The 12,464-nt window shown below is 69.8% G+C and carries 13 protein-coding genes; 7 read left to right on the forward strand and 6 right to left on the reverse strand.

All coding sequences use genetic code 11. The features are described from left to right. The first annotated feature begins 146 nt into the window (after positions 1-146). Positions 147-4,247, forward strand: a complete 4,101-nt coding sequence (gene mobF, locus OG329_RS39300; protein ID WP_331764354.1) for a MobF family relaxase — start codon at positions 147-149, stop codon at positions 4,245-4,247. An 83-nt stretch (positions 4,248-4,330) separates the two neighbouring features. Next, positions 4,331-4,819 carry a hypothetical protein gene (locus OG329_RS39305; RefSeq protein ID WP_331764355.1) on the forward strand — a complete coding sequence of 163 codons (489 nt, stop codon included), beginning with the start codon at positions 4,331-4,333 and terminating at the stop codon, positions 4,817-4,819. A gap of 157 nt (positions 4,820-4,976) precedes the next feature. Here OG329_RS39305 and OG329_RS39310 read toward each other — a convergent pair whose 3' ends face one another. From OG329_RS39310 to OG329_RS39335, 6 genes are all read right to left on the reverse strand, one after another. Continuing rightward, positions 4,977-5,147 carry a hypothetical protein gene (locus OG329_RS39310; RefSeq protein ID WP_331764356.1) on the reverse strand — a complete coding sequence of 57 codons (171 nt, stop codon included), beginning with the start codon at positions 5,145-5,147 and terminating at the stop codon, positions 4,977-4,979. 263 nt (positions 5,148-5,410) lie between these two features. After that, positions 5,411-6,103 (reverse strand): recombinase family protein, encoded by a 693-nt coding sequence (locus OG329_RS39315; protein ID WP_331764357.1) that lies wholly within the window; start codon positions 6,101-6,103, stop codon positions 5,411-5,413. Between the two features lie 385 nt (positions 6,104-6,488). Next, positions 6,489-6,830 carry a hypothetical protein gene (locus OG329_RS39320; protein ID WP_405802265.1) on the reverse strand — a complete coding sequence of 114 codons (342 nt, stop codon included), beginning with the start codon at positions 6,828-6,830 and terminating at the stop codon, positions 6,489-6,491. 98 nt (positions 6,831-6,928) lie between these two features. Continuing rightward, on the reverse strand, positions 6,929-7,348 hold the full coding sequence (locus OG329_RS39325; protein WP_331764359.1) for a hypothetical protein: 420 nt from the start codon (positions 7,346-7,348) through the stop codon (positions 6,929-6,931). Next, positions 7,345-7,617 (reverse strand): hypothetical protein, encoded by a 273-nt coding sequence (locus OG329_RS39330; RefSeq protein WP_405802267.1) that lies wholly within the window; start codon positions 7,615-7,617, stop codon positions 7,345-7,347. The genes OG329_RS39325 and OG329_RS39330 overlap by 4 nt, the downstream gene beginning before the upstream one ends. A 17-nt stretch (positions 7,618-7,634) precedes the next feature. Beyond that, positions 7,635-8,591, reverse strand: coding sequence for a hypothetical protein (locus tag OG329_RS39335; protein WP_405802268.1), 957 nt, complete (start codon positions 8,589-8,591; stop codon positions 7,635-7,637). 282 nt (positions 8,592-8,873) lie between these two features. Here OG329_RS39335 and OG329_RS39340 point away from each other — a divergent pair, with 282 nt between their 5' ends. From OG329_RS39340 to OG329_RS39360, 5 genes are all read left to right on the forward strand, one after another. After that, a complete protein-coding gene (locus tag OG329_RS39340) occupies positions 8,874-9,557 on the forward strand; it encodes a hypothetical protein (RefSeq protein WP_405802269.1) in 684 nt (227 codons plus the stop codon). Positions 9,558-9,747: 190 nt separating this feature from the next. Further along, positions 9,748-10,578 (forward strand): ParA family protein, encoded by an 831-nt coding sequence (locus tag OG329_RS39345; protein WP_331764363.1) that lies wholly within the window; start codon positions 9,748-9,750, stop codon positions 10,576-10,578. Between the two features lie 302 nt (positions 10,579-10,880). Further along, a complete protein-coding gene (locus OG329_RS39350) occupies positions 10,881-11,054 on the forward strand; it encodes a hypothetical protein (protein WP_405802270.1) in 174 nt (57 codons plus the stop codon). Next, positions 11,051-11,293 (forward strand): DUF6372 family protein, encoded by a 243-nt coding sequence (locus OG329_RS39355; RefSeq protein ID WP_331764365.1) that lies wholly within the window; start codon positions 11,051-11,053, stop codon positions 11,291-11,293. Before OG329_RS39350 ends, OG329_RS39355 begins: the two co-directional genes overlap by 4 nt. Positions 11,294-12,168: 875 nt before the next feature. After that, complete coding sequence (locus OG329_RS39360) at positions 12,169-12,378, forward strand: YozE family protein (protein WP_331764366.1); 210 nt, start codon at positions 12,169-12,171, stop codon at positions 12,376-12,378. Positions 12,379-12,464 lie beyond the last annotated feature (86 nt).

The following is a 12,464-nucleotide window of genomic DNA, read 5'->3' on the forward strand; positions in this document are numbered from 1 at the left end:
CTCGTGTCGACCTATCCGGTTCATGATCGAAAACAGAGGAAGCACGAAGGGGGTTCCCCTGTCGGGGAACCCCGGCAAGCCGGAAAAGCACAAGCGCACAAGCGGGGACACGGGGCGCGACACAACGCGGGACACGGGGGAGCACGGTGGCGTGGCTGACGAAGATCACCGCTGACGAGCAGGTCGAGTACCGGCTGCGCGAGCAGGCAGGCTGTTCCGTTTCGGAACAGACCGAGGACGCGGTGGCCATCTTGGACGACGGCGTCGACCAGGCGCTGGAGTACCGGCTTCGGCCGGAGGGCGACGCGGCGCTCGTGTGGATGGGCAGCGGTCTCGCCGAAGTCGGCCTGGTCGAAGGCGCGGTCCTCGATGACGCGGGCAAGGACGCGGCCCGGCGGCTGATGGCCGGGTGTCATCCCGCGACCGGCGCCCGGCTGATCCGTACGAGTACGTCGGTGAAGGCGCACGAGAAGGCACAACTGACCACCGCACGACTGATCGAGGCGATCGTGGCCGCCGCCGAGGAGCGCGGGGTGGAACCCGCGGCTCTGCTGGAGGGCAAGCCGAAGCAACAGAGGTTCCTGGCGCAGCAGCAGCGGATGGTGCACCGGTTCGGTGAGCGGCACCGGATGCAGGTCGGCACGCTCCACAAGCTCGCCCGTGCCGCCGGCGTCGACCTCGCGGACGTGTACGGGGAGAAGGAGCTGGCCGAAGCGTGGGCGTACAAGGACGTCCGGGTGGACGACCGGGTCCGCGGCTGGGACTTGGTCCTGGACCTCCCGAAGTCGGACAGCGCTCTCCAGGCGCTCATGAACGGGCTGGACGAGCGGGAGTACCGCGACCTGGTGCACCAGGCCAAGGCCGACACCTTCCGGCAGCTCGAAGCGTGGGTCGGGTACGCGGTCGGCTCCGAGGACGGGCAGCCGGTCCGGCTCGCGACGGGCGGTCTGATGGCGTGGTCGGTGGAGCATCAGTCGGCCCGTCCGATGGGCGACGGGCAGCCGGGCGATCCACATCTGCACGTCCACGTGACGGTCGCCAACATGGCGCTGTGCGAGGACGGGAAGTGGCGCTCGATCGCCAACTCCGGGCAGGATCTGCACCGCCACGCCAGCGCGCTCGACGCGTACTTCAAGGCCCGCGTACGGGCGTTGACGTACGCGCGGTTCGGCGTACGGCGGGAGCTGGTCGAGCGGACCGGCGCATGGGAGATCACCGGAATCCCCGAGGAACTGCGGAGCGAGTTCTCCCGGCGGCATGTGGGGATCGTGGCGCAGGCCGGTGACGAGGCGACGCGCCAGGAGCGCGACCGGGTCTCTGCGGAGAGCAAGCGCGCCAAGCACGCGGCGGACGCGTCGACCATGCGCGAGAGCTGGCGGCAGCGGGCCGAGGACACCGGGATCGACGTCGACGCGATGGTCGCCGCCGCTGCCCCGGGACCACCAGGACCCGGCGGTGGTACGGGTGTCGACGGCCCGCCCGGACCGCGCATCCCGCCGCCGGCGCCCAGCGACGTCGCCGCGATCGTGTTCGACCCGGACACCGGCCTCACCCGCAGCGAGAAAACGTTCAGCCGCGCGCAGCTCCTCGCCGCGGTCGGCAACGCGCTGGAGTACGGGCTCCCCGACGACCCGGGGCTGCTGGACCAGTTGGCCGACGAGGTCCTCGCCATCGAGGGCTACGCGGTACGGGTACCGGATGTCGGGTCGACGGTGATGACGTCGACCGCCCGCTACACCACCCAGGACATCCTTGCCGCCGAGGACGTCGTGACCACCCAGGCGCTCGCCCGGGTCGGCGAGGGCACCGCGATGCTGGGCGCCGACCAGGCCGCCACGGCGATCGACGTGTTCGAGGTCGCCGCCGGGTACGAGCTGTCCGCCGAACAGCGCGCGGCCGTGACCCGGTTGCTGACGGCCGGGCACGGTATCGACGCGGTCGTCGGCGTCGCCGGGGCGGGCAAGAGCACGCTGATGGAGGCGTGCCGGATCGGGTGGGACGCGACCGGCACCACGTACGCCGGGGCCTGCTTGAGTGCGGTGGGCGCTCAGAATCTGAGCAACGCCTCCGGGATAGCGTCGAAGACGATCGCCGCCTGGCTGAAGGACGTCGACGGCGGCAAGGGCCTGCGTGGTGTCGACGTCCTGGTGGTGGACGAGGCGACGATGGTGGACGACCGGTCCGCCGCCGTACTGATGACCGAGGCCGCGAAGACCGGCACGAAAATCGTGGCGATCGGCGACCACCTCCAACTCCAGGCGATCGGGCCGGGCGGGTGGTTCCGTGAGACGCACCGCCTGGTCGGCGGGCTCACCCTCACCGAGAACCGCCGCCAGGAGGACGCCGCCGAGCGTGCCGCGCTGGAGGTGTGGAGGACCGGGAACCACGAGCAGGCCCTGACGATGCTCGCCGCCGGCGGACGCGTCCACGCCTCCGAGAGCGCGGACGAGGCGCGCTCCCAGATCCTCACCGCCTGGGACGAACTGCGGACGCGTTGGTCCGACAGCCACGACCTGATCGACAACATGGTCGTCCTTGCCGCCCGCAACACCGACGTCGACGCGCTGAATCTGGGTGCCCAGCAGATCCGCCGCGCCGCCGGCGAACTCGGCACCGAGCACGGCTACGCGCTGCCCGGCGGCGAACGGCTCACCCTCGCGGTCGGCGACGCCGTACGGGTCCGCGCCAACGACTACCGCTCCAAGCGCGGCCAGGGCCCGGATCTGCTCAACGGCTACCGGGCCGTCGTCACCGACATGGACGCCGACCGGCGGGTCGAGATCACCTGGCGCACACGCGGCGGCGGCCACGAGTCCGCGTGGCTGACGCCGGACCAGATCGCGGGCGGCGCCCTGTCCCTGGGATACGCCATGACGATCGCGGCATCCCAGGGCCTGACGTGCGACACGAGCCTGCTGTACGGGCACGGAGCCAACGCTTTCGCGACGTACCCCGGCATCACCCGGGCCCGGCGGGAGAACCACCTGTGGCTGCCGCTCGCCGTCATTGAGGACGAGTCCACGCAAGCGCGCCTCGGAGCCGCGCGCAGCGAGAAGGAGCGCCTGGAACGTGCCGTCACCGCGTTCGCCCGCTTCCTCGGGCAGTCGCGGCCGGACTCCATGGTGTCCGATCTGCTGAGAGAGCCCCCGGAGCCCGCTCGCCTGCCCGCCCAAGTCGTCCGTGCCGACGACTTCGAGGCCCGCCAGCGCGCCTTGGAGCGGCGGGCGGACGCAGCGGCGGCCACATCCCCCTCCGTTCGTCTCCCGGAGCAGCAGGAGGCCGTCTCCGGCCCGTACACGGCCGGTCTCAGTGACGAGCACCTCGCGCGCCTGGAAGCGATCGACAAGGAACGCGAGCAGCGCGAGATCCCCTCGTGGAAGAAGCGTCCGTACGGCCGACCCAGCGGGCAGAAGCTGGCCAGGGTGCTGCGCGACAACGAGGACGCCGCCGGACGGTGCGACCGGGCCGCCGCCGCCGCCGACCGGGAGGCAGAAGAGATCCGGGAGCGCCTGGACGAACAGAAGGCCGCCGGGCAGACACGCGGCCAGAAGTACGTCGGCGAGGCCCGCGAAGTCCTCGGACAAGCTGAGGAACTGCTCGCCACCGCGCGGCGGGAGGCCGGAGCAGCCGCCACGGCCGCCGCCACCGCCGCGCAGATCACCGGATACATCGAGCAGGTCAAAGAAACCGGCGAGAAGGGGCGCCTGGCCCTGCGGCTCGCGGGCACCTCGCGCAAGGAGTCCAAGGCGCTCACCCGGGAGTACGAGGGGCAGCGGGCCGCGGCGTGGCAGGAAGAGGCCCGCGCGAAGAGCGCCGCGCGCGACGCCGGCGACGCCGCCTGGGAGCTGCTGCGGACCGACGCGGCCACCAAATCGCTCGTGGCCGGGCAGTACCGGCCCAAGACCACGGAGGACCTCGCCGAGCGGCTGGACGAGCTGCGCGTCGCCGTGCCGCACACCGGTCACCGGATGGACGTCCGGGATCTGGAGAGCGTGGCCCGTGCGCACGGCCGTGCTGTCGAACAGCGCGCGAACGCGGTGAAGCACCGCGGCATCGTCTCCGGAGTGCAGGGCGAGCAGGCGCTCCGGAAGCGGATCGCGGACCAGCACCCGGACTTGCACCGCCAGGAGGCCGACCAGCGCCGCGAACTTCAGCAGCAGCAAGCCCGACGGAAGCCTCCCCGCGTCGAACACCCGCGTGGTCCCGAGCAACAACTGCCGCCGCCGAGCCGAGGGCGAACACGCTGATCTGCTTCCGTCATGAGCACCGCTCGACGGCGCCAGAGGGCACAGTGCCCGCGACCGGACGGGGATCAACTCGTTGATCCGGCATGACCAGTTCTTCGGCGGGCGCCGAGCCCCGCATCCCGGCCTCTGTCCTCGCGTCCCCCGCTTACCAGGCCAACCAGGAAGCGGCCATTCTCAGGGAAGCGCGGTCGGCTGGCCGCCGAGCTGGCCACTGGCTCCGGTCGCTCGCCGGTCGCCCGGGATGGGGAAATCCCGAGCCTCACCCGGTACTCGCCCTGGGCGACGCGGTCGAGACGGCCCTCGGGCTCCTGAATCCCTCCGACACAGACACCAGGGACCCGCATACCGGTGAGATCACCGAGGGGCACGGCGGCGTGCGAGCCGAGGTACGAGAGCGGCTGTGGGCACCGCCTGCTGTCTTCGGCAGCACGCTGACCTCCGACCAGATCGTCAGGGTCCTCGCGATCGTGGGCGCGACCAGAATCGCCGCCGACCTCCACCGGTACGGCGACTACACGGACGATCTGCCGGTACTGGTCGCCGCAATCGACCACGCGGTGGCCGGCAACTGAGGTCGCGCCTCTGGTCGCACCTCGCGTCGCGGCTCTGGTCGCGCTCCTGGTCGCGCCTCACGTCGCACTTCTGGTCGCACCGGACACCCTCTCCTGCACCCGTAAATGCCCAGGTCAGTAAGGGGATTGAGTGCCAACGACGGCGCCGACTACTTACCTACAGAGGTCTCCGGGCTTCGGTGTTCTCCCGGATCGCGGACGCGACTTCGAGCAGGGCGTACGCGATGGCGGCCAGACCCTCGCCGATCGCGTCGACCTTCTCACCGTCGCTGTGCCGTTCCGCGGCTGACTGCGCAGTGCTGCTGGCCGCGTACTCATAACTGTCCACAACGCCCTCCCTTCCGCCGGGACGTCCGGCGGCTCGTGCACCCTCCCCCTGCCAATCTCCCGCCAACCGCCGCGCCGGGGCGGGGTTTCTGGACTTTCTGGACCGCTCCATCGCGTGCGCGCGTACGCGTGAGGTCCGAGCCGAATATCGAGAGATTTGAGAGCCCTCCACGCGTGCGCGCGCGAAGAACACACAGACACAAGAGAAGGACCCCGGGGCCATCCGTGGACGGCTCCGGGGCCCATGCGCGCCCTCTGGTGCTCTCAGAAGCTCTCGGCGGCCTCCAGCGCCGCCATGGGGCTCGCGCCGCCCACGGCAGGCCGTCCTCCGGCCTTCAGCTCCGGCACGTACTTGTAGAGCGTCGTCCGGGAGATCCCGAGCAGCTTGGCGATGGAGGTGATCGACGCGTCCGGGTCGGAGAGCATCGAGCGGGCGTGGCGGATCTGCTCGGCACTCATCGCCGGCGGACGGCCGATGCGCTCACCGCGGGCGCGGGCTTCGGCCAGGCCCTCGACGGTGCCCTGCACGATCAGCTCGCGGATGAACTCGGCGAGCGCGGCAAACACATGAAAGACCAGCCGACCGCCGGGGGTCGTGGTGTCGAGCGACTCGTGCAGCGACTGGAAGCCGATGCCGCGCTTGCGCAGGCCGCTCACGATCGCAATCAGGTCCTGGATGGAGCGGCCGAGACGGTCGAGCGACGGGACCACGAGAGTGTCGCCGGGGCGGGCGTAGTCGAGTGCCTTCCACAGCTCGGGGCGCTCGGCGTTCTTGCCGGACTTCTTGTCGGAGAAGACCCGGGCGCAGTCGGCCTTCTCCAGAGCGGCGATCTGCCGGTCGAGGAGCTGGCCCTTCGTGGAGACGCGTGCGTAGCCGATCAGCACGCCGGTGGCGTTCGCGGGGAACGCGGCGAGGACGTCGTCGCCGCCCTCTGCCCACTGGGAAGGTGTCGTCATGTGATCACTGTACAGAAAAGGGGGTCCGGCAATTGTTGGACACCGTGAGTTTCTGAACACACTTTTTGGACACGCGGACTCACCCGCACGAAGTAGATCCGGGCGTTCGGCCAGACTGTCCAACAAACGATCGGTTGATGGACACCCCCGAATCGGCGCCGTGTGCCGCGCACGGGTAGCTCTCCGAAGGCGTCCAGGACAACCGTCTCCCGTGGGCGACACCTCACCGCTTCCTGTGGACCTTCTCGCCACGCGCCTTCCCCTCACCCTGACTTGGAGCACGATCGGCGTCTCGACGCTCGACCTGTACCCGTGCCGAGCTGGGCAGAGGGTCGATTCGCCGCGACGTTTTGTCGAACTGCGGGTGTAGGACCTTCTGACCGAGTCAGCCGGTGGTCCGTACGCCCGTCCAGCCGGGCCCGAGCCCCCGCCGTCGCGGTCTGCCAGAGCGCGGCGCGGGCAACGGGGCAATGCCCTCGGTGGCGGTCGGCGACAGCCGCTCGCGTAGCTCGGCGGTTGCGGCCGGCACCGCCGCGAGAATCCGCGCGACCTCCGGGTCGATCTCGGCAAGCGCCTCTACGAGCGTGTCGATGGCGTCGATCGTGTCCTCGACGGCGCCCGTGCTCCACCCGCCCGGCGTCACCGCGTCGGCCAGATCGCACGCCGTATCTGCCGCCGCTTCCGCCCGCTGCTCGACTCCCGGGGCAGCCTTCCCCAACCACGTCATGCCCTGCTCAACGAACATCAGGGGGCCCGCGCCACCAGCGCGGGCCCCCTGATTTCGTCACGGACGGAACGGAGTTGAAGAGATGTCAGGCCGTCCGGCTACCGCCCGCGGCCCCGGTGGAATCCCTGGTGCGCCGCGCTGCGGGCGGCGGCGTGACGGAGCTTCCGGGCGTCCTCCGGGATATCGGCGATGTCGTCCAGGACGGTGCGGATGGTGTCGGCGTCCGCCGACGGGCGACCGGTGCTCCGCTCGTAGTCGGCGAGCAGCTCGTTGACCAGAGCGGTCAGCCGGGTGATGCGCGGGTCCCTCAGCCGTTCAAGCGGGACCTGGACGTACGTCTCCTCGAACAGGGCCGCGTCGACCTCGACCGACAAGGCGTTGCGCTCGGTGTTCCACTGCCCGGTGTCCGAGTCGTAGACGACGGGCCGGAGCTGGACGGCAGAGGAGCCGTTCTCCTGCCCCCAGCACCGGAAGTGCCCGCCCTCCGGGGAGCGCCAGACATCGGCGGGCGACGTCATGCGCCTCCCTCCGTACGACGGCCGCGCGGAAGCGCACGCCGGGAGGTCCGTCGCCGGGGGCGGTCGGCGCGTTCGACGGTCACCTCCTGGTCGCCGCCCTCGCGCGGGGTCGATGCCTCCAGGTACAGCACCTCCATCCAGATCCGGAGCCCGTCGTCCTGGTGGTTCGGCCTCTCCGACACGTTGCCGACAACGACCTCCGGTGATGCCTCCAGGGCGCGCTGGACAGCCGCGGCGGTGCGCCGGGCCTTCCCGGGATCCGAGTCCATGATCCGTAATGAGGACATCAGGCGCTCACGTCCTGGGTTCCGGCGCCGTAGCCGTCCAGCGTCCAGGCCGCGCGCTCCCACACCGGCTCGGTGCCGTCCGCGATCCGGTGCAGCAAGCTGGCCATCGACAGCCCATCGGCCCGCAGGTCCAGCGACCGCGACCACGGCATCGGGATGTCGCCGCTCCACTCCCACGGGGCGCACGCACGCGTGGCGGAGTGACGGTCGGTCCAGGCGAACCATCCGGTCCAGACCGCCGTGACGCTGGCGTTGGCTGCCGAGTGGGGCGCGGCCCACGGGTGCTGGGGGTCGCGGCCGGAGGGAACCGGCTCGGAGCTGGGCAGCCGGAGCACCGCGTGCGGGTAGCGGCGGTTCGGGCCCATGAAGTCCGGCTCCTCGACCACCCGCCGGTCCGCCAGGAGGGCATCGAGCCGGGCGACGACGGCCTCTCGCTCGGGGCTGCCGTGCTCCCCGGCCGGGGCGGCGTAGAGAAGCTGGCGGTCGTGGACGGAAACGACGGCGACGCCCTGTGTCTCCGGGGGCGAGTCGGGGCCGACGTCCACGACCAGGAGGACGGCGGCCGGGTCGGCGACCAGCTCGCGGGCGAGTGCCTGCGCCTGGTCGTGCTGTTCCCACATCGTCATCGCGTACCGGCACGGATCGCAGTACCGGCCCCTCCCGAGCGGTTCCGTCTCCTCGGCGCCGCACCGCCGGCACCGGTACTGGAGTTCACGGGCGCGGTCGAGGACGGCGCGCTGCGCGGGCGAGACCGTGCGCTTCGGCACGGCGGTGTCCACGTCGTACAGCGGCGCGTAGCTGTTGCCGTTGTAGAGGACCTGGCCGACCGGGTCGGCGCCGGGCTTGAGCGGCGGGTCCATCTGGCTGAGCTGGGTCTTGGTGTGCAGGCCGTCCGGGACGGCGTCCCAGCGGGTGTACCGGGTGAGTCCGGGGAGCGGCGGGATAGAGCGGGGCACGACAGCCTCCTGAAGCATTGTTGAGCCGAAGGTAAGGCGTGGATTCCGAGTGCGCAACAACCGTCAAACCTGTGTTGACCTGCGCCTTTGCTGCGGATTATCTAGCTTGCTTGAACTCTTTTTCGCTAGCAGAAAGGCTAGCGGATTAGTAAGCCCCAAGTGAGGGCTTTCCAGGCCATCACATCCCTCAGGCCATCCACGCCACTGGAGTCCACAGGAGTCCACGAAAGTTCGATTTTGAGGCTGGAGTGACGTCTCAGCTATCTAGCTAGACTGCGCACCATGTCGCTTATGCCTTTCGTCGTCGCAGTCGAACCCTGGGATCTCGACGCCCTGAACGACGCGGTCGCTGCTGGCCGTTCCTCCGAGCTGACCTGGTTGAAAGAGACCCGGGAGTCCGAGGGAGTGAAGTTCCTCCGGGGCAAGGCCCTGAGTGAAGCCCGCGGCCGGGTCCGGGCGAAGTTCAGCGAGATGCGGGCGAAGGGGACCTTGGCCGGCACCCGAGACCTGATCGTCGCGCGCGAGGTTCGTGCTGAGCTGAAAATCCAGGCGATGGACGGCCCGTACAAGCCCCTTCCCAGCGAGGAGACCCGGAAGCCGGGGCGCCGCGTCGGCTCCGGCCCCGGCCACTACGACCGATTCGGCGATGAGGAAACGAAGCTGACGGGCCGGATGGCGGTGCGCCTCCCGGCCGATCTCGGTGAGCAGCTCGTACGCGCGACGTACTGGACGAGCGCCCCTGCCGTGAAGGCGCTGTGGGAGTGGAAAGAACGGTGGGGCGATGGGCCAGAAGTCATCATCCGCGAGGCCCAGCGAACCGGAGCGGCCACCGTACTCGCCGTCATGCTCGCCGGAATGGCCCCGCGCCCGGACGCTGATTCTCTCCTGGAGAAAGCCAAACTCCAGGAGCAGATCATCACTACGGGGGACATCTTCCGCGCCGCCGTGAAGCGCGCCATCCGCTAACACCCAACACCCCTGCATCCGCCCTACCAGGAGAATCGCGGTCTATCTAGCTAGATACATCGTCGTTCTCTGCCTCTTTCACAAGGCTTTTCGCTTGCGGATATACCTGCGGGAAAGCGTGCGGTTCAGCTTGCGCTTAGACCTGCGGGATCGGCAGTGTTCGCCTTACCTGAAAGATGAGGGAGGACCCATGGACGAAGACCCGGATGTCGTCGCTGAGGTCAGCGAGAAGGGTGGCGTCGGGAAGACGTCGCTGACGTCGGGACTGATCGCCGTCGCAGCCGAGATGGGACTGAGGGTGGGTGGTGTCGACCTGGACCCGCGGTCGACTTTGACCGACGAGCTGGGTATCACCGACCCGGAGTTGTCGGTGAACGACATCTACTACGTCGATCCCGAGAAGGCTCCCCAGGACCCGGCGCTGATCGCCCGCAAGGCGTTCGTGCCCGCAGGCCCGAGCTGGCCGTCGAACGTGCGGGTCTTGCCCTGCATCCGGAAGTTCGGCAACCGGGAGACGGACGCGACCACCGGCATGGAGTTCCGGTTGAAGCGTGCTCTGTGGGGACTGCGTGACGAGGTCGACGTGCTCTTTCTCGATGTACCGCCGCGCGCCGGCGGAAAGATCGTGGGGTCAGCCCTGATCGCCACGAAGAAGGTTCTGATCCCGGCGACGCTGACCGACGACGGTCATGACGGCGCGACCGAGGCGATGACCTCGATCGGGCACTACACCGCCCCGGGCGGCCTCAACGAGGGGCTGGAAGTCTCGGGGATCGTACGGAGCATCGTGCCGCGCGAGAGCGAGTACCGGCAGATCCACCAGGACTGGAGTGACCACCTCGTTGAGGACTTCGGCGACCTCGTGCTGCCGAGCATCATCAGGAACTACGCGATCCGCGAGGTGTGCCGTACGGGCTCGATGCCGATCACGGCCGCGCCCGGCCGCGAAGCCAAGGTCCTCCAGGCGGTGTACCGGGAGATCCTCTTCCACACGCTCCCTCACCTCAAGGCGAGGTCCTGATGCCCAGCTTTGCCGAGAAGGCCCGCAAGGCGCAGGCAGACAAGCGCGCCGGCCGTGACGAGAAGGACCCCGCCGACCTCTCCGGGGCCGAGGAGCCGAACTGGGACGACCCCGATTCGTGGGGTGGCAGCGGTGGTTCTTCCGGTGATTCCGCAAGCGGGAATGATGGCGAAACTGCGGGCGAAAACGATGGTCCGGAGCAGAAGGCCGATTCCGGCAGCAACGCACCACCTCCCTCGGCACCGAGGGCGCCCCGTCGTGCTCCACGGCGCCGGGGCCGGCCCCGCGGCCCGGACCGCGAGATGCTCTCCGTCCGCATCCTCGCCAAGAACGACCGGCGCCTGACGATCGCGGTGGAACAGACCGGCAAGAACCCGCAGACGATCGTGGACACCGCGCTGGACTCCCTGTTCAAGCGACTCAAGATCGAGGACCCCGGCGCCCAGGAACAGGCCGCGCACGAGGACACCGCGTGATCGAGCACCAGGAGCCGATCCTCACCCTGCGGCTCCCGGTCCTCCTCGACTGGGAGCAGGACCGGCCCGGTGGCTGCCGCTGCCTGTGCCGGATCTTCCACAACGACCCGGCGTCAACCGGCTGCACCACCGGCGCCCAGCCCGGCCTCCTTCTCCGTGTCGAGACGGGAACCGCGAACAGCGGGCCCCTGCCGGTCTGCATCGGCTGCTACACAGCGCTCGCCCCGCTCTGCGGGTAATCTGCGCGGCTGCCCGCATTCCCGCATGCTTTTCCGCAGGCGGGAATGCGGGCAGCCCTGTATCCGGGTCCGACCGGACCAGGGCTTTCAGCAGCCAATCTGCGGTGAATCGCCGGTGGGACGCTCCCCGTGTGGTGGGACGCTCCCGGCGAGGCCCCCTGGAGTGGGGGAGAGTAGAACGGACAGCGCGTTCGCGCTGGCACCCCCGGGTGCGGGTCCTCTGCGGGCCGCGCGTTCACCGGCGACGGCCGAACCGGCCGCTGCCGGCCTCCCGGCCGTCACCGGGCGCGGCCCGCCCCCTTCCGCACGTCACCCGCACCGCCGCGCCCGTGCGGCAAGCCTGAGCGCTGCGGGCGGCCCACGAAGGTGCTCCTGCCTTCCGGCCGCGAAGCGCGCTTGAGCGGCAACGTGGCCTCTGTGAGCCACCCAAAGGCGGGCGGCGTGCTCGGCCGCGCGGTTCGTCGCCGGGTGCGGATCGAGAGGTGATCACTTTCCGCGATCACGTCGGAGAGAGATGGGACGCAGGGACGCACAATTCCCCTTCATCTCTGGTGACTCCCTCTTTTCTCTTCTCTTCTTCGACATTCCAACAGAGATGAGGGGGTCTAGAGCGTCACTGCGTCCCAAAAAAAGCCGCATATGGGGCACGCGGCAGGTCAGAGGTGGGGACGCACTCGCCGAAAAACAGGGACGGAGTGCGTCCCAGGGACGCTGTTTTGGCCCCCAGAGCCCCTGCGTCCCAGGTGCGTCCCTCGGGTGCGTCCCACCCAAAGAGCGTCCCTAGCCCCTCGAATCCCTCACGCTCCGTGAGAAGCGCGCCGAGCCGCGGGATAGGGTGCGGACGGTCGACGGCACGGCGAGAGGCAAAGGCGGGCATGAGCGGCTTCGGTGACTGGCTGGCACAGTTCACGCAGGTCAGAGGCGCGATCGGAGACCTCGCGCGCGACGCGGCAGCGGACACCGACTGGCCGGAGGAACCCGACGAGCTGGAGACGTACGTCGACCACCTCGACGCCGCCGGCGCCTCCCCGGCCGCGCTGGAGACCCTGGCCGACGCCTGGACCCAGTACGCCGCCCTGAAATGAGCGTCCCGCTTCCCCGAAGACCCTCGTCTATCTGCCGTCCGGCCTGCGCGTTCGCGCTCAATCAAGCTAGATAGTCCGTTCCTGAG

The sequence above is a fragment of the Streptomyces sp. NBC_01506 genome, assembly GCF_045040295.1.
Taxonomy (GTDB): domain Bacteria; phylum Actinomycetota; class Actinomycetes; order Streptomycetales; family Streptomycetaceae; genus Streptomyces.

Bases quoted from the DNA above. Each gene is read 5' to 3' on its own strand.
- OG329_RS39305 (WP_331764355.1), top strand. From the start codon at position 4,331: ATGACCAGTTCTTCGGCGGGCGCCGAGCCCCGCATCCCGGCCTCTGTC.
- OG329_RS39315 (WP_331764357.1), bottom strand. From the start codon at position 6,103: ATGACGACACCTTCCCAGTGGGCAGAGGGCGGCGACGACGTCCTCGCC.
- OG329_RS39320 (WP_405802265.1), bottom strand. From the start codon at position 6,830: ATGACGTGGTTGGGGAAGGCTGCCCCGGGAGTCGAGCAGCGGGCGGAA.
- OG329_RS39325 (WP_331764359.1), bottom strand. From the start codon at position 7,348: ATGACGTCGCCCGCCGATGTCTGGCGCTCCCCGGAGGGCGGGCACTTC.
- OG329_RS39330 (WP_405802267.1), bottom strand. From the start codon at position 7,617: ATGGACTCGGATCCCGGGAAGGCCCGGCGCACCGCCGCGGCTGTCCAG.
- OG329_RS39340 (WP_405802269.1), top strand. From the start codon at position 8,874: ATGTCGCTTATGCCTTTCGTCGTCGCAGTCGAACCCTGGGATCTCGAC.
- OG329_RS39345 (WP_331764363.1), top strand. From the start codon at position 9,748: ATGGACGAAGACCCGGATGTCGTCGCTGAGGTCAGCGAGAAGGGTGGC.
- OG329_RS39350 (WP_405802270.1), top strand. From the start codon at position 10,881: ATGCTCTCCGTCCGCATCCTCGCCAAGAACGACCGGCGCCTGACGATC.
- OG329_RS39360 (WP_331764366.1), top strand. From the start codon at position 12,169: ATGAGCGGCTTCGGTGACTGGCTGGCACAGTTCACGCAGGTCAGAGGC.